This is a genomic window from Streptomyces sp. NPDC102514 (assembly GCF_055584525.1).
Window position 1 is genome coordinate 768,184 of sequence record NZ_JBVJLW010000001.1, and the last position, 18,997, is coordinate 787,180.

1 protein-coding gene is annotated in these 18,997 nt (G+C 73.6%); it reads left to right on the forward strand.

What is annotated here, in order from left to right; translation table 11 throughout:
* Nucleotides 1–49: 49 nt before the first annotated feature.
* Nucleotides 50–18,991, forward strand: a complete 18,942-nt coding sequence (locus tag ACZ60E_RS03495) for a non-ribosomal peptide synthetase (RefSeq protein WP_469437608.1) — start codon at nt 50–52, stop codon at nt 18,989–18,991.
* Nucleotides 18,992–18,997: the final 6 nt, after the last annotated feature.

Genomic DNA, 18,997 nt, shown 5'->3' on the forward strand with positions numbered 1-18,997 from the left:
CCCCACGCCCGCGCGCACCCGTATCACCACCGCTTTCGAAGGACCCCCCATGACGGACCTGCACAACGACCCCGTGCCGATGTCCCCTTCCGCCCCGGCGGAGCCGCTGCCGCTCGGTGAACTCTTCGAGTCGTGGGTGCGCCGCACGCCGGACGCGCCGGCGCTGACCGACGGCCGGCGGACCTGGTCCTACCGGGAACTGGCGGAGCGGACCGGGCGCCTGGCCGCCGATCTCGTACGGCGCGGGGCCGGGCCGGAGCGGACGGTGGCGCTGGTCCTGCCGCGCTCGCTGGAGCTGATCGCCGCCGAACTGGCCACGGCCCGTGCGGGCGCCGCCTTCCTGCCGGTGGATCCCCAATACCCGTACGAGAGGCGCACGTTGATGCTGGAGGACGCGGCACCGGCCGTCGTCCTCGACGACCCGGTCGCCCTGCGCGCCGTCATGGAGGCCGCAGGACCCGCCCCGGACCGCGCGGGTCCGCGGGTGGACGCCGACCAGGCCGCGTACGTCATCTACACCTCGGGCTCGACGGGAACGCCCAAGGGGGTGACCGTCACCCACCGGGGCATCGCCGCCTTCACCGCGGGCGCCGCCGCACAGTACGCCGTGGGTCCGGGCGGCCGGGTCCTGCAGTTCTCCTCGCCCAGCTTCGACGCCTCCGTGCTGGAGCTGTTCATCTCCGTCCTGTCCGGCGCCACGCTCGTCGTACCGCCCGACGGCCCCTGGCTGGGCGACGAACTCGCCGCAGTGGTGAACGAGCACCGCATCACCCACGCGCTGATCCCGCCGGCCGCCCTCGCCACGGTGTCCGACCCCGCGCGGATCGGCCCGGGACGGCTGAGCACGCTGATCGTGGGAGCCGAGGCATGCCCCGCGGCACTCGTCGACCAGTGGGCGCCCGGCCGCCGGATGATCAACTCCTACGGCCCCACCGAGACCACCATCGTGGCGTCCTGGACCGGACCGCTGTCCGCCAAGAGCGGCACACCGAGCATCGGCCGACCCCTCGCCGGAACGGAGACGCACGTCCTCGACGCGGCCATGCGGCCCGTACCGCAGGGAACCGACGGCGAACTGTACGTCGGCGGCGTCGGAGTGGCCCGCGGATACCTCGACCGGCCCGGCCTCACCGCCGGCCGCTTCGTCGCCAGCCCCCTCGGCCCGCCCGGAGCCCGGCTCTACCGCACGGGCGACCGCGCACGCCGGAACGCGGACGGCGAACTGGAGTACCTGGGCCGGGTCGACCGCCAGGTGAAGGTGCGCGGCTTCCGTATCGAGCCCGGGGAGATAGAGACGGCACTGCGCCGCCACGGCGGAGTGCGCGACGCCGTGGTCGTGGTCCGCGAGGACGAACCCGGCCGACGCCGACTCGTCGGTTACGTCACCGCCGCCGACCCGGAACACGCCCTGGACGCGGCCGACGTGAAGGCCGCCACCGCCGCCGTACTCCCGCCGCACATGGTGCCCTCCGCCGTGGTCGTCCTGGACGCCCTGCCGCTCACCCCGCAGAACAAGATCGACCGGCGTGCGCTGCCCGTCCCCGTCCGCGCGGTCGTCGCGGGTCATGTGGCGCCGCGCACCTCGCAGGAGCGGATCCTCGCCGATGTCTGGGCGGACATCCTCGGGGTCGAAGCCGTCGGCGTCGAGGACGACTTCTTCGACCTGGGCGGTGACTCGATCCTCGCCGCCCGCGCCCTGGCCCGGATCCGTGAGGAACTCGGTGCCCGGCTGTCGATCCGGGACGTGTTCACCGCGCGGACCGTCGCCGCGCTGGCCCTGCTGGTGAGCCCGTCGACCCTCGCAGCACCCCTGGACCCGATCCCGGCCGTCCCTCGCGACCGGCCGCTTCCGCTCTCCGGCGCCCAGCGGCGCCTGTGGTTCCTGGACGACCTCACGCCGGGCGGCACCGAGTACAACACCGGCCTGGCGCTGCGGCTGCGCGGCGAGTTGGACGCCGGGGCACTGCGCCGGGCCCTGGACCGGCTGTCCGCCCGCCACGACTCGCTGCGTACGACGTTCGCCACGGAGGACGGCCAGGGCGTGCAGCACGTACACGCCCACGTGGAACTGCCGTTGCGCACCGCCGACGTGACCCACCTGTCCGCCGCCGGGCTCGACGAGGCCGTCGAACACCTCCTCACCGAGGAACTCGGCCGCCCCTTCGACCTGGCCACCGGTCCGCTCACCCGGGCCCTGCTCGTCCACCGCGGAAGCGACGACCATGTGCTGCTGCTGGCCCAGCACCACATCGTCACCGACGGCTGGTCCGTGGGCATCCTGACCCGTGACCTGGCGGCCCTGTACCGGTCCGAGGTGTCCGGCCTGCCGTCAGGGCTGCCCGAACCCCGCGTGCAGTACCCGGACTTCGCCGTGTGGGAGCGGCAGCAGCGCTCCGGGGACGGCGACGCGTCGGACCTCGCGTACTGGAAGCGGCATCTCACCGGGATGCCGCAGCTGGAACTGCCGACCGACCGGCCCCGGCCGGTGGTGCGCACCACCGACGGGGAGGCCCACCGGCAGCACCTCCCGGCCGAACTGGTCGCACGGCTGCGGAACCTGGCCGGAGGCCGCGGCACGACTGTCTTCACCTTGTTCGCCGGGGCCGCGGCGGTGCTGTTCTCCCGGTACTCCGGGCAGCGCGACATCGCTTTCGGGACCGTCACCACCGGGCGGGGACGCCGCGAACTGGAGGACGTGACCGGCTTCTTCGCCAACACCGTCGTACTGCGCGGCGAGGTGGACGACGCCATGACCGTCGACCGGTTCGTGGAGAGCATGCGGGCGACGGTCCTGGACGCCTTCGCCCACGAGTCGGTGCCGTTCGACCGGGTGGTGGAGGAGCTGGCCCCCACCCGGGACCCGAGCCGCACCCCGCTGGTGCAGGTGCTCGTGGTGCAGCAGACGGCCCTGAACGACCCGCCGGGGGCCGACGGGGTACGGATCGAGCAGCAGCCGCTGCCCCGTCCGGCCGCGCGGTTCGACCTGGTCCTGGAGTTCGTGCCGCGTACCGACGGCGGCTGCGAGCTGACGGTCGAGTACAACACCGGCCTGTTCGAAGCGCGGACGGTGGCGCGGATGGCCCGCCAGCTGGGCCGGCTGCTGGAGGGCATGGCCGACGGGCCGCATCGCACGGTGGGCGAACTGGCCCTGCTGTCGGAGGACGAACGGCACACGGTGCTGGAGGAGTGGAACCCGCCGGTCGAAGACACCGGCCGCGCACCGGCCCGTACGCTGCCCGCGCTGTTCGAGGCACAGGTGGCACGCACGCCCGACCTGACCGCCGTGACCTGCGGACCCGCACGCCTGGACTACGCCGAGGTCAACCGGCGTGCCAACCGGCTCGCCCGGCTGCTGGCCGCCCGCGGCGTCGGACCCGAGACGCTGGTGGCCCTGTGCCTGCCGCGGACGGCGGACCTGCTGCCGGTACTGTGGGCCGTACTGAAGGCGGGCGCGGGTTACCTTCCGGTGGACCCCGCCTATCCGGTCGAACGCATCCGCTTCATGCTCGCCGACGCGGCCCCCGCGCTGGTCCTGGCCACCCGCGAGACCGCCGGAGCACTGCCGGAGGACTGCGTTCCGCTCCTTCTGGAGGGCAGCCTTCCGGAGGAGGACACCGCTGTCACCGCCACCGCTGTCACCGCCACGGATGGCGTCGACGGCGCAGGCGCAGGCGTACGCACCGGCAGCGACCTCACCGACGCCGACCGGGTGCGGCCCCTCGACCCGGAGCATCCCGCCTACGTCATCTACACCTCGGGCTCGACCGGACGCCCCAAGGGCGTTGTGATCACCCATCGCAGTGTCGGGGCGCTCGCTGCGTGGGCCGAGGAGCGTTTCGGTCCACGGCGACTGGCCCACGTCGTGGCCTCCACCTCCCTCAACTTCGACGTGTCGGTCTTCGAGATGCTCTGCCCCCTGCTCGTGGGCGGCGGCATCGAGGTGGTCGCCGACCTCACCGAACTCGTCGACACCACGGAGACCCGACGGGCCGGGCTCATCAGCGGGGTGCCGTCCGTGATCTCCCGGATGCTCGCCGAGGACGGCGCGCCCGTGACCGCGGACACCGTCGTCCTGGCCGGCGAGGCGCTTCCCGCGCAGACCGTGCAGGACCTGCGGCGGGCCATGCCCGGCTGCGACATCGCCAACATCTACGGCCCGACCGAGGCCACCGTCTACGCCACCGCGTGGTTCGCCGGAGACGAGGCCTCGGACGACGCACCGGGCCAGGCGCCGCCGATCGGCAGGCCCGTGGCCCGCACCCGGGCCTATGTCCTGGACCCCTTGCTGTGCCTCCAGCCGCCGGGCGTGACAGGAGAGCTGTACCTGGGCGGCGGGGGACTGGCGCGCGGCTATCTGGGCCGGCCGGGGCTGACCGCGACCCGGTTCGTCGCCGACCCCTTCGGCGCGCCGGGGGACCGTATGTACCGCACCGGGGACCTGGTGCGGTGGAGCGCCGACGGCGAACTGGAGTACGTGGGCCGCACCGACCAGCAGGTCAAGGTACGCGGCTTCCGCATCGAACTCGGCGAGGTCGAGGAGGCACTGCGCGGCCTCGACGGTGTGGCGGAGGCGGCGGCCACCGTGTGGGAGAGCGGGGGCCACCGCCGGCTGGTCGGCTATGTCGTTCCCGCTCCGGACGCGCGCGTCGAGCCGGAGGAGGTGCGGCGGACCCTCGGCCACACCCTGCCCGACTACATGGTGCCGACGGCCGTCATGGTCCTGGCGGACCTGCCCCTCAACCCCAACGGCAAGCTGGACCGGGGCCGCCTCCCGGACCCGGGACCCGCCCGCGGCCGTGCGCACCGCGTGGCCCCGCGTACGCCCACCGAGCGCATCCTCGCCGCCGTCTGGGCGGACATCCTGCGCGTGGACCGCATCGGGGTGGACGACAACTTCTTCATGCTGGGCGGCGACTCCATCCTCAGCATCCAGGTGGTGGCCCAGGCCCGGCAGGCGGGCCTCACCCTGACCTCACGGGACGTCTACCGCCACCAGACGATCGCCGCGCTCGCCCGCTGCGCCGACGCGGCCGGTGGTCGCAGGCCCGCGACTCCGGCCCTCGTCGACGCCACCGGCGCCGCGCCCCTGACCCCCATCCAGCGCTGGCTGTTCGAGAACGACGCCCGCCACACCGCCCGTCACGCGGGCCGGTTCGCCCAGACCCTGTCGTTCCAGGTCCCCGACGACCTGGACCCGGCGGCGCTGGAGGAAGCCCTCAACGACCTCGTCGTCCACCACGACGCACTGCGCTCGCGTTTCCTCACAGCGGAGACAGAGGAGACAGGGGGCGCTGGGGCCGGAGGCACGGCCGCCGAACCGCCCACCGTCTGGCGCATCGAGGACGAGGCGCCCCGCGTCCACCTGGCCCGCCACACGGGCCCGGACACCGACTCACCGCACCACGGTGCCTTCGACCTGCGCCGGGGCCCGGTGCTGCGCGCGGTCCTGCACGACCGCGGCCCCGGCCGGTCCCGCGTACTGCACCTGTCCGTCCATCACCTGGTCGTCGACGGCGTGTCGTGGCGCGTACTCATGGAGGACCTGGACCGTGCCTACCGCGCCCGCCGGGAGGGCCGGGACGGGCAGGCGGCGCTGCCCCCGAAGTCCTCACCGCTGCGGCACTGGGCCCGACGGCTGTCCGCCCACGCGGCCGAAGGCGGCTTCGACGACGAGGCCGCGTACTGGACCGATGCCGTCACCGGCGCCACCGCGGCCCTGCCCACCGACGGCGACGGCGTCAACACGTACGCCTCCGCGCGCTCGGTGACCGTCCGCCTCACGCCCGAGGACACCTCCGCCCTGCTGCGCACCCTGCCGGAGACCTACCGCACCAGGGTCAACGACGTGCTGCTGAGCGCCCTCGGCCGGGTGCTGTGCGCGTGGACCGGGCACCAGCGGGTGCTGGTGGACGTCGAGGGACACGGCCGCGAGGAACTGTTCGCCGACGTGGACACCAGCCGCACCCTCGGCTGGTTCACCACCCGCCACCCCGTCGCCCTCGCCGTCCCGCCCGACGCCGACTGGGACGTCGTACTCAAGCAGGTGAAGGAGCAGCTACGGGCAGTGCCCCGGCACGGCGTGGGGCATGACGTCCTGCGCTACCTCGCCCGCCCGGGAGCACTGCCCGAGGCGCCGGAGGCACAGGTCAGCTTCAACTACCTGGGCAGGTTCGGACTCCCGGACACCGCCGGAGGCCTCTACGAGGGCCCGTTCCGTACGCTGGAACTGGACGCCGACCCCGCCGCCCTGCGCCCGCACCCGCTGGAGGTCGTGGGCCGACTGGACGGCGACGCACTGGAGTTCAGCTGGTTCTACTCCGACGAACTGCACGCGCGGACGACCGTCACGGACCTGGCCGCACACTTCGCCGACGCGCTGGCCGGCATCGCACGGCACGCCCGGCAGCCCGGCAGCGGCGGACGCACCCCCTCGGACTTCCCCCTGACCCGCCTCGACCAGGCGGCTGTGGACCGGATCGTCGGCGACGACCCGCACGCGGTGGAGGACATCCATCCGCTCACCCCCACCCAGACCGGCATGCTCTTCCACCGGCTCTCCCAGGACGATCTGGGCGTCTACTTCCAGCAGTTGACCTTCGACCTGGACGGCGTACCCGACCCGGCGGCGCTCGCGGCGGCCTGGCAGCGCGTCACCGACCACACACCCGTACTGCGCGGCCGGGTCGTCTGGCAGGACGTTCCCGAACCCCTTCTGGTGGTGCAGCGGCACGCGACCGTGCCCGTAATCCACTTGGACTGGCGCGACCTCGGCGAGGAGGAACGCGAGCACCGGCTGCGGGACCTCCTCGACCGGGACCGTGAGCAGGGCATCGACCTCGACCGGGCTCCGCTCCAGCGGCTGGTGCTCGCCAGGATCTCCGACGGCGGCGTACGGGTGGTGTGGTCGTTCCACCATCTGGTGCTGGACGGCTGGAGCCTCTTCCAGGTGCTGTCCGACGTGTTCACCGGACACGCCACGGGCGGGCGGGAGTCGCTGCCCGACCGGCGTCCCTTCCGCGACTACGTGGCCTGGCTGGGCGAGCGTGACGGGGCGGAGGCCGAACGGCACTGGCGGCGCCGCCTGGCGGACCTGGCCGACGCCACCGCGCTGCCGTACGACCGTGAGCCGCGCGAGAGCCACCGGGCCGAGTCCACCGCGGCGGTCCGCGCCACCGTGGACACGGTCACCACCCGGGCCCTGGAGGAACTGGCCAGGACGGCCGGGCTGACCGTCAACACCCTCGTCCAGGGTGCCTGGGCGCTGCTGCTGAGCCGTCAGGCCCGCAGCAGCGAGGTCGTCTTCGGCACGACCGTCTCCGGGCGGCCCCCCGAGCTGCCGGGCGCCGACACCATGACCGGCCTGTTCATCACGACCCTGCCCACGCGGGTGACCGTGCCGCACGACAGGTCCCTGCTCGACTGGCTGCGCGACCTCCAGCAGGAGCAGAGCGAGGACCGCCGCCACGACCACGTACCGCTCACCCGGATGAAGGGGCTCACCGAACTCCCCGAGCGCGTGGCCCTGTTCGACAGCATCGTCGTCTTCGAGAACTATCCGGTCGACGACGAACTGGCCGCCGCGCACGGACTGCGGCTGAGCGCCCTGGACGGCATCGAGACCACCAACTACCCGCTCAGCCTGGTGGCTTATCCGGGTACCGAACTCGGACTGCGGCTCGGCTACGACCCGCGGCTGTTCGACGCGGACACCGTCGCGCGCATGGTCGAGTACCTCACCGTCCTGCTGACGAACATGGGGGCCACACCCCAACTGCCGCCCGCCCGACTGCCGTTGCTCACAGCCGCCCGCCGCGGTCAGGTGGTCGAGGAGTGGAACGACACGGCCACCGGTATCCCCGGGGCCGAGACCACCGTGGCGGAGCTGTTCGCCGCGCAGGTCCGGCGCACGCCGGACGCCACGGCCCTGGAGACGGACGCGGAGCGGCTCACCTACCGGGAACTCGACGCCCGGGCCGCCCTGCTGGCCGGTCGGCTCGCCGCGCTCGGCGTGGCCGCCGAGGTCCCGGTCGGCGTGCTGATGGACCGCTCGACGGACCTCGTGATCGTCCAGCTCGCCCTGGTCCGCACCGGCGGCGTGTTCGTACCGCTGGACAGCCGGGCACCGCGCGAGCGGCTGCGCCGCATGCTCGCCGAGGCGGGCGCACGGCTGCTGCTCACCGATGCCGATGTCCCATCGAAAGCCCAAGCCCAAGCCCAAGCCGAGGCCGATGACTTGGTCGATGTCTTGGCCGATGGCGACCGGCGGGCCACTGGGGCGGAGCTGCTGCCCGGCGGGACCGTACTGCGCGTGGCCGACCTGCTCGCCGCAGACGTACAGGATGTGGACGCCGAGGTCAGGCCCCTCGGGGAGATCCACCCGGACAACGTCCAGTACCTGATGTTCACCTCCGGGTCCACCGGCATCCCCAAGGGCGTCGCCGTACGCCAGCGGGACGTCGCCGCGCTCGCCCTCGACAGCGCGTTCGCCGGACACGACCGGGTCCTCGTGCACTCCCCGCACGCCTTCGACGCCGCCACCTACGAGCTGTGGGTGCCGCTGCTGCGCGGCGGAACGGCCGTGCTGGCCCCGCCGGCCGACGTGGACGCCGCCGTCGTCCGCCGCGCGATCACCGAGCAGGGAGTGCGCTGCCTGTGGCTGACCGCAGGCCTTTTCCGGCTGCTCGCCCAGGAGGACCCCACCTGTCTGCGCGGCGCCGATGAGGTGTGGACCGGCGGCGAGGCCGTACCGGGCGCAGTGGTGGGCCGTGTGCTCGACGCCTGTCCCGGCCTCACCGTCGTCGACGGCTACGGACCCACCGAGACCACCACCTTCGCGACCCGGCGGGTCTTCCGCGCGGGTGACCCGCTGCCACCGGTACTGCCCATCGGACGGCCGCTCGACAACACGCGCGTGTACGTGCTGGACGACATCTTCCAGCCGCAACCGCCCGGTGTGCCGGGGGAGTTGTACATCGCGGGTGCCGGACTGGCCCGCGGCTACGCCGGGCGGCCCGGTGCGACCGCCGCACGCTACCTCGCCGATCCGTTCGGTCCGTCCGGCGGGCGGATGTACCGCACCGGAGACATCGTGCGGTGGAGCGCCGACGGCGAACTGCACTTCGTGGGACGGGCGGACGACCAGGTCAAGATCCGGGGGTTCCGTGTCGAACCCACCGAGATCGAGGCCCGGCTCACCGCCCATCCGGCCGTGGCCGAGGCGGTCGTCTCGGTGTACGAGCACGCCGGACGCAAGCGGCTGGCCGCACACCTCGTGCCCGTGCCCTCGGCCGCCGTGCCGTCCGCGGACGAGCTGCGCGCGCACGTCGTCGCCGAACTGCCCGACTACATGGCACCCGCCGCCTTCGTCACGCTGGCCGAACTGCCCCTGACGGCCAACGGAAAGGTGGACCGGCGCCGACTGCCCGCACCCGACTGGACGGCGGGCGGCGAGACCGAGTACCGCGCGCCGCGCACCGAGGCCGAGCGGACCCTCGCCGGGATCTGGGCGGAGCTGCTCGGCGTGGAACGGGTCGGCGCCGACACCAACTTCTTCACGCTGGGTGGCGACTCGATCCTCAGCATCCAGGTCGTCTCCCGTGCCCGCGCGGCCGGACTCGCGCTCACACCGAGGAATCTGTTCCGGCACCCGACGGTCGCCGCTCTGGCCGCCGCGGCGACCACCGGAACGGCGGTACCCGTCGCGGGGACCTCTCCGGTGAGCGGTGAGGTCCCGCTCACCCCGATCCAGCACTGGTTCCTCGAACCCGGGCCGCGGCGACCGGAGTTCTTCAACCAGTCCGTCGTCGTGGAGACACCCGACGACGTCGATCCGGCGGTTCTGCGCCGCGCCCTGACCGCCGTGTACGCGCACCACGACGCCCTGCGCTGCCGTTTCGTCCGGTCCGCCGACGGTTCCTGGCGCCAGGAGTGCCCGGGAGCCGACGAGGAGAGCCCGGAACTGCTGGCGGTCCACGACCTGCGCGGGCTCGGCGGGACGGCGGGCGAGGAGACCCAAGCTCGGGTGACGGCCGAGGCGCACGACTCCTTCCGCCTCGCGACCGGACCGCTGCTGACGGCCCACCTGTTCACCGACACCGCCGGTGTCAGGGGCGGAACCGGCGCGCGCCTGCTCCTCGTCGTGCACCACCTCGTCGTCGACGGTGTCTCCTGGCGTGTCCTGCTGGAGGACCTGGAGACCGCGTACGGACAGGCCCGAGCCGGTGAGCCCGTACGGCTGCCGGAGCGGACGACCTCCGTCCAGGAGTGGACGCGGCGGCTGCACGCGCACACCGCGTCGGGCGGTTTCGCCGCGCAGCGCGAGCACTGGGACGCGGTGGCCCGGCACTGCGCCGCACCCCTGCCGATGGACGGCGACGGCGATCCCACCAGGTCGGACATGGACAGCGGCAACACCATGGCCGACGTGGACGCCGTGACCGTACGCCTCGACCGGCGGCGTACGGACGCCCTGTTGCGGGAGGTGCCGGGGGTGTACCGCACCCGTGTCGACGACGTCCTGCTGACCGCCCTCGGCAGGGTGCTCGCCGACTGGACTGGGCGGCGGACCGTCGCCGTCGGCCTGGAGGGACACGGCCGAGAGGACCAGCTCTTCGACGACATCGACCTGTCCCGCACGGTCGGCTGGTTCACCAGCCTGTTCCCCGTCGTTCTTGAACTCCCGGACGCCCCGGACGGAGATTGGGGTGCCGCTCTGAAGTCCGTCAAGGAGCAGGTGCGGGCGGTGCCCGCACGAGGCCTCGGCCACGGCGCCCTGCGCTACTTGGCGCGCGCCGAGCGGCCGACCGACGAGCGGCCGACCGACGCGCCGATGCCCGGCGTCAGCTTCAACTACCTGGGCCGTTTCGACTGGTCGGCGCAGGGCGGCGCGCTGGTCCACTCCGTGCCGGGCGGCCTGGACGGCGCCGAGGCACCCGAGTCCGTACGCCCGCATCTCCTCGACGTGGTCGCCCGCGTCGAGGACGGCGAGCTGGAGATCACCTGGCACTACAGCCGGCGGCTGCACCGCGAGGAGACCGTCAACGGCCTCGCGGCGGGCATGCTGCGGGCGTTGGAGGACGTCGTCGCCCACTGCGCCGAGCCGGACGCGGGAGGCCGTACGCCTTCGGACTTCCCGCTGGTCCGGATCGACCAGGCCGCCGTGGACCGGGTCGTGGGCGACGGCCGTACGGTCGCCGACCTGTACCCGCTGACGCCGATGCAGGGCGGCATGCTGTTCCACAGCCTGCTGGACCCCGACAGCCGCACCTACGTCAACCAGGTGCAGTTGGTGCTGTCGGGCGTCACCGATCCGCGGGCCCTGGCCGAGGCGTGGCAGCGGACGGTGGACGCCAACGCGATGCTGCGCACCCACCCGGTGTGGCAGGAGACCGCCGAGCCCATGCAGGCCGTACGTCGGCGGGCGCCCGTGCCCGTCGTGCACCACGACTGGTCCGGACGGTCCGCCGAGCGCTGCGGGACGGAACTCGCGCGGCTGGTCGACGAGGACCGGCAGGCGGGCCTCGATCTGGAGACGGCCCCGCTGATGCGCCTGGCCCTGATCCGGCTCTCGCCCGACCGGGTACGGATGCTGTGGACCTTCCACCACCTGCTGCTCGACGGGTGGAGCGCGGCCCAGGTCTTCGACGAGGTGTGCGAGCGGTACGCGGCGCTCACCGCCGGGCGCCGCCCGGACGTGCCCGACCGCGCGCCCTTCGGCGACTACCTCGGCTGGCTGGCCCGGCAGGACACCGGGCGGGCGGAGGCGTACTGGCGCGAGGCACTGGCCGGATTCCCCGTCGCCACCGGACTGCCGCGCGACCGGCGGCCCGCCGAGGCGCACCGCACCTCGTCCTCCGGTTCGGTACGGGTGACGCTCGACGCCGACGTGTCGGCGCGACTGCGGGAGACGGCACAGGCGGCCGGGCTGACCGTCAACACCGTCCTCCAGGGCGCCTGGGCGCTGCTGCTGTCCCGCTACGGTGGCGGGGACGACGTGGTGTTCGGCACCACCGTCTCCGGTCGGCCCGCCGACCTGCTGGGCGTGACCTCCATGGTCGGCCTGTTCATCAACACCCTGCCCACCCGGGCACGCATCGACGAAGAGCGCCGGCTGCTGGACTGGCTGGGTGAGCTCCAGGCCGCCCAGTCGGAGTCACGGCGCCACGACTTCGTCTCCCTCGCCCAGCTCCAGACGTGGAGCGAAGTACCGGGCGGCACCTCCCTGTTCGACAGCATCGTGGTCTTCGAGAACTATCCGTTCGACGCGGACGCCCTGGCCCGGCACGGCCTCGCCATGGAGCAGGAACGCGATGTGGAACCGACCAACTACCCGCTCAGCGTGGTGGTCGCGCCCGGCGACACCCTCACCGTCACCCTGGACTACGACCCGGCCGCCTTCGAAGCGGCCACCGTCGAAGGCATCGGCGCGAGCCTGCGCACACTGCTGACGGAGATGGCCATCGGGCCGGATCGCTCCCTGGCCGACCTGCCGTTGGTGTCCGCCGAGGAGGGTCGCCGCCTGCTGGACCGCTTCGGCGGCCCGGCAGCCAAGCCCTTCCACCGGACTCTGTCCCAGGCTCGGTACCGCACCCTGCCCGAGGCCTTCCGCGCCCAGGTCGCGCGCACCCCCGACGCCCCGGCCGTGCTCGGCGGCGGACGGGAACAGCTCACCTACCGGCAGCTCGACGAGCGTGCCAACCGGATGGCCCGCCTGCTCATCGAGGCCGGGGCCGGGCCCGAACGGTTCGTCGCGCTCGCCCTGCCACGCACCCCGGACCTGATCGTGGCGCTCCTGGCGGTCCTCAAGAGCGGCGCCGCCTATCTGCCCGTCGACCCGGGTTACCCGGCCGAGCGCATCGCCTTCCTCTTCGACGACGTGCGGCCCGAAGCGGTCGTCACCTGCGCGCAGACGGGCGGGCGGCTGCCGGACGGGCCGTTCACCCGGATCGCCCTCGACGACCCCGACTGCGCCGCGCGCCTGGTCGCCCTGTCCGGTGACGGCATCACCGACGACGAGCGGCACGGACGGCTGCTGCCGGACCATCCCGCCTACGTCATCCACACCTCCGGCTCGACCGGCCGGCCCAAGGGTGTCGTCGTCGCCCAGGCGTCGGTGCTGGCCCTGACCGACTGGGCCGCCGCGGAGTTCGGCGGCGGACACGGCCTGGAGCATGTGGTGGCCTCCACCTCGCTCAACTTCGACGTGTCCGTGTTCGAGATCTTCTCGCCCCTGCTGGCGGGGGGCCGCGTCGAGATCGTCCACGACCTGCTGGCCCTCGCCGAACGCGAGGAACCCTGGCAGGCGGGACTGCTCAGCGCGGTGCCCTCCGCGCTGGGACGGCTGCTGGCGGAGGACACCGTCCGCGTCGGCGCCGACACCGTCGTCCTCGCCGGCGAGGCACTGCCCGTGCAGACCGTGGCCCAGGTCCGCTCGGCGGTCCCCGGCTGCCGGGTGATGAACATCTACGGCCCCACCGAGGCCACCGTCTACGCCACCGCCTTCACCTGCGACCCGGGCGAACCCGACCGCGTACCGCTCATCGGCAGGCCCGTCGGCGGAGCCCGCGCCTATGCCCTGGACGCCCGGCTGCGGCCGGTGCGCGCCGGAGTGCCGGGTGAACTGTATCTGGCCGGGACCGGGGTGGCCCGCGGCTACCTCAACCGGCCGGGCCTCACCGCCTCGCGCTTCCCCGCCGACCCGTTCGGCCCGCCCGGCGGCCGGATGTACCGCACGGGAGACCTCGTACGGTGGACGGCCGACGGCGAGCTGGTGTACCTCGGCCGCTCCGACGACCAGGTGAAGGTCCGCGGCTTCCGCATCGAACTCGGCGAGGTCGAGGCCGCGTTGACCCGGCACCCGGAGGTGTCCGCGGCGGCGGCCCGCGTGGTCGAGCACGACGGTCACAAGCGTCTGGTGGCGTACGCGGTCCCCGAGGGCCCCGGGCTTCCCGGCTCCGCCGATCTGCGGGCCTTCCTCGCGCGTACGCTCCCCGACCACCTGGTCCCCGCCCTCGTCGTACCGCTGGAACGGCTGCCCCTCGGGGCCACCGGCAAGCTGGACCGGCGCGCGCTGCCCGACCCCGTGTGGTCGGCGGCGGGCGGCAGCGGCGACCGACCGCCGCGCACGGACGCCGAGCGGGTGCTCGCCGCGATCTGGTCCGAGGTACTGGGCGTGCCCGAAGTGGGCGCGCAGGACAACTACTTCGCGCTCGGCGGCGACTCCGTCCTCGGCATCCAGATCGTCTCCGCCGCCCGCAGGGCCGGTCTCGCACTGACACCCCGGCACCTGTTCCGCCACCAGACCGTGGCCGAACTGGCCGCCGCGGCGCAGGCCCCGGAAGCCCCGCGGACCACGGCGGAACAGGGTCCGGTCGTCGGGGACGTACCGCTGACCCCCGTCCAGCACTGGCTGTTCGACGACCTCACCGGCGACCCCGCACAGCTGACCCAGACGGTCTCCTACCAGCTGGCCGCCGACACCGACGAGACGCTGCTGCGGGCCGCCCTGGCCGTCGTTCTGGAACACCACGACGCCCTGCGCCTGCGCTTCGAGCCGTCCGACGACGGACGGTGGCGGCAGTACGGTACGGCGCCGGGGGAGGCCCCGCGCCTGGACGTGCATGACCTCGCCGGCGTTGACCCATCGCCCTCCGGCGAGGCGATCGACGCGGCCGTACGTGCCCTCGCCGACCGTCTGTGCGGCGGGTTCGACCTCGCCGAAGGGCCCCTGCTGCGGGCCGCCCTGTGCCGGCGCGGCGACGACCGGCGGCCGGTGCTGCTCCTGGCCGCCCACCACCTGGTCGTGGACGCGGTGTCCTGGCGTCTGATCCTGGAGGACCTGGAGACCGCCTACCGTGCGCTGCGCGCCGGCGAACGGCCCGACCTCGGCGCGAAGAGCACCTCCTTCCGCACGTGGGCCCAGCGACTGGCCGCCCACACCGCCTCCGGCGGCTTCGACGACGAACTCGCCCACTGGCAACGCCTGTCCGCCGACGCGACCTTGCTGCCGACCGACCTCACCGGCGCCAACACGGCCGACTGCGAGGAGACGGTGACGGTGAGCCTGGACGCCGACGACACCCGGCGGCTGCTCCAGGACGTACCGGATGTCTACCGCACCCGCGTCAACGACGTCCTGCTGTGCGCCCTGGGACGGGTCCTTGGCCGCTGGACCGGACAGGACCGGGTCATGGTGGCGCTGGAGGGCCACGGCCGCGAGGAACTGTTCGACGACGTCGACCTGGCCCGTACCGTCGGCTGGTTCACCACCATGTTCCCCCTCGCACTGGACGTGCCCGGGGACGCGGGCACCGGGGCGGCGCTGAAGTCCGTCAAGGAGAGCCTGCGGGCCGTTCCGACGAACGGACTCGGCTACGGCGCCCTGCGCCATCTGCACCCCGACCACGACCGGCTCGGACTGCCGGGACTGCCGCAGATCGGCTTCAACTACCTGGGGCAGCAGGACCGCAGCACCACCGCGGACGGCCTGCTGCACACCCCGTACGCCGGACTGGCCGGCGGTCTCGACCGTGCGGCGGACCGCCCGCACCTCCTCGACGTACTCGGCCAAGTCACCGCAAAGCGGCTGGAGTTCACCTGGTCGTACTCGCGCGAAATGCACGAGCGGGACACGGTCGCCCGGCTGGCGACCGAACTCGCCGACGAACTACGGCACATCGTGCGGCACTGCGCCGAACCCGGCGCCGGAGGCCGCACCCCGTCGGACTTCCCGCTCGTGTCGCTGGACCAGCCGACGGTGGACCGGCTGGTGGGCACCGGCCACGACGTCGTGGACCTCTATCCGCTCACCCCCACCCAGACCGGCATGGTCGTGCACGGCCTGGACGAGCCGGGCCGGGGCATGTACGTCGAGCAGATCACGTTCGTCGCCGACGGGGTGCGCGACCCTGGCCTGCTCGCCGCCGCCTGGCAGCACGTGGTCGACCGCACGCCCGTCCTGCGCACCACCGTGGTGCTGAACGGTGTCCCCGTCCCTCTCCAGGCCGTGCACCGCACCGCCGCGCTGCCGGTCACCGAGCACGACTGGTCCGCCCTGACCTCGGACGCTCGCGGCACGGCACTGGAACGGTTGCTCGCCGAGGACAAGACCCGCGGACTGGCCCTGGACCGCGCCCCGCTGCTGCGCCTGGCCCTGATCCGGCTCGGCCCGGACCAGGTGCGGGTCGTGTGGACCTTCCACCACGTCCTGCTGGACGGCTGGAGCGTCTTCCACGTCCTGGCGGACGTCATGGCCGCGCACGCGGCGCTCGTCGGCGGCGAGGAGCCCCGGCTGCCGGACCGCCGCCCGTTCGGCGACTACGCGACCTGGCTCGCGGCCCGGGAGACCGCACCCGCCGAGGAACACTGGAGGAGCGTGCTCGCCGACCTCACCGCTCCCACGCCGCTGCCCTACGACCGCAGGCCCGCCCAGAGCTCCGCGGCCCGTTCCGACACCTGGCTGTCCCAGTGGCTGGACACGGAGGAGACCAAACGGCTGGAGGACTTCGCCCGCCGCAACCGGCTGACCCTCAACACCGTCGCGCAGGGCGCCTGGGCGCTGCTGCTGTCGCGGTGGAGCGGAGAACGGGAGGTGTGCTTCGGCACCACCGTCTCCGGGCGGCCCGCCGACCTGCCCGGCGCCGACACCATCACCGGCCTGTTCATCACCACTCTGCCCGCCCGGGTCACCGTGGACGGCAGCGCGGCCTGCGACACCTGGCTTCGGGACACCCAGGCCGTACGGGCCGAGGACCGCCGCTTCGACCACGTACCCCTGACCGACCTCCAGGCGTGGAGCGGGCTGCCCGCCGGGACGCCGATGTTCGACAGCCTGCTGGTCTTCGAGAACTACCCCGTCGGCGACGCCACGGCCGGCGTCCACGGCGTCCACGTCCACGACCTCGACGCCCGGGAGGCCACCAACTACCCGCTCACCGTGGTGATCTCGCCCGGCGAGCGGCTCGGCGTCGAACTCGGCTACGACCCGCGCCACTTCGACGCGGCCACGGCCGGCTCCCTCGCCGCCCAACTCCTGCACACGCTCGCCGAACTGGCCGCCGCCCAGGACACCGACCGCCTGGACGCGATCGACATCCTGCCGCCCGGGGAACGGGCCCGGCTGCTCCGCGGACCCGCCCGGCCGCAGCTCGCACCGGTGGCTCCGGCGACCCTGCCCGACCTGATCGAGGCGGGGGTGGACCGCAGTCCCACGGCCACGGCACTGAGCGCGCCCGGCCTGACCCTGACCTTCGCCGAGGCGGACGAGCGGGCCAACCGCCTGGCACACCGGCTCATCGCACGCGGCGCGGGCCCCGGCACACTCGTCGCCCTGGTCCTGCCGCGCTCGGCGGACATGGTCCTGGCCCAGCTCGCGGTCACCAAGGCGGGCGCCGCCTTCCTCCCGGTGGATCCCGACTACCCGCCGGAGCGGGTGGCGTTCATGCTGCGGGACGCGGCGCCCGCCGTCACTCTCGACGCCGGGGAGGTGTCCGCGCTGCTCGCGGACAGGCACGGGGAGGCCGAGGGGCCTGAGGGGCATGGAGGGCGTGGCGGGCGTGCTGGGCTTGGCGGGTTCGGCGGTGCTTCCGGCCATCGGCCCACCGACGCCGACCGTCACCGTCCGCTGGACCTGGACGATCCTGCCTACGTCATCTACACCTCCGGCTCGACCGGCACTCCCAAGGGCGTGGTGGTCACCCACCGGGGTCTGGCCGCCTTCGCCGCCGCCGAGGCCGCGCACTACCAGGTGGCGCCGGACGACCGGGTGCTGGCGTTCGCCACGCCCAGCTTCGACGCCTCGGTACTGGAGTTGTGCATGTCGCTGCCGCAGGGCGCCCGCCTGGTCGTCCCACGGCCCGGTCCGCTGCTCGGGGCCGAACTGGCCGACGTGCTGCGCACCGAGCGCATCACCCACACCCTGCTGCCCCCGGCCGCCCTCGGCACCCTGCCGCCGGACACCCCCGGCACCCTGCCCGACCTCAAGACCCTGACCGTGGGCGCCGACGCGTGCGGCGCCGACCTGGTCGCCCGCTGGGCCCCGCACCACCGCCTGGTCAACTCCTACGGGCCGACCGAGGCCACCGTCGTTGCCACCTGGTCGGACGCGCTGGAGGTGAACGGCAGCGCCCCGCCCATCGGCCGCCCGCTGCCCGCCACCGGGGCGTACGTCCTGGACGCCGGGCACCGGCCGGTCTCGGACGGAGTGGCGGGCGAACTGTGGCTGAGCGGACCGGCGTTGGCCCGCGGCTATCTCGGCCGTCCCGGCCTGACCGCGACCCGCTTCACCGCCGATCCGTTCGGGCCGCCCGGCACCCGTATGTACCGCACGGGCGACCTCGTACGACGCGACGCCCGCGGCGAGCTGCACTACCTGGGCCGCACCGACCACCAGCTCAAGCTGCGCGGCCACCGCATCGAGGCGGGCGAGGTCGAGGCCACCCTCGTACGCCATCCGGCCGTGCTGGACGCCGTGGTGAGCGTACGGGAGGACGAACCGGGCCTGCCGCGACTGGTCGCGCACCTGTTGCGCGCGCCCGACGCCGAGAGCCCGTCCGCCCCCGAGCTGCGGGCGCTGGCCGCGGCGACCCTGCCGGGTCCGATGGTGCCTTCCGCGTACGTCGTCCTTGAGCACTTCCCGCTCACCGAGAACGGCAAGACCGACCGGGCCGCCCTGCCCGCACCCGCACCGGACGCGCCGCGGACCGCGGAACACGTCGCTCCCCGCACCCCGACCGAGGAGATCCTCGCCGGTCTGTGGGAGGAGGCGCTGGACACGCGCGTCGGCGCCGAGGACGACTACTTCGATCTGGGCGGCGACTCCCTGCGCGCCCTCCACATCTCCTCACGGGCCAACGACGCCTTCGGCGTGCACCTCACACCCCGTGACGTCCTGGTCCACCGCACGGTCGCCGCCCTGGCCGACCTGGTGGAGGAACAGGTGCTCAGCGAACTCGAAGACGCCGTACGCGGCGACAGCGACCACGACGAACGGTGAGGACCG

Excerpts from the sequence above, each read along its gene's own strand:
- ACZ60E_RS03495 (WP_469437608.1), top strand. The coding sequence starts at position 50 with ATGACGGACCTGCACAACGACCCCGTGCCGATGTCCCCTTCCGCCCCG.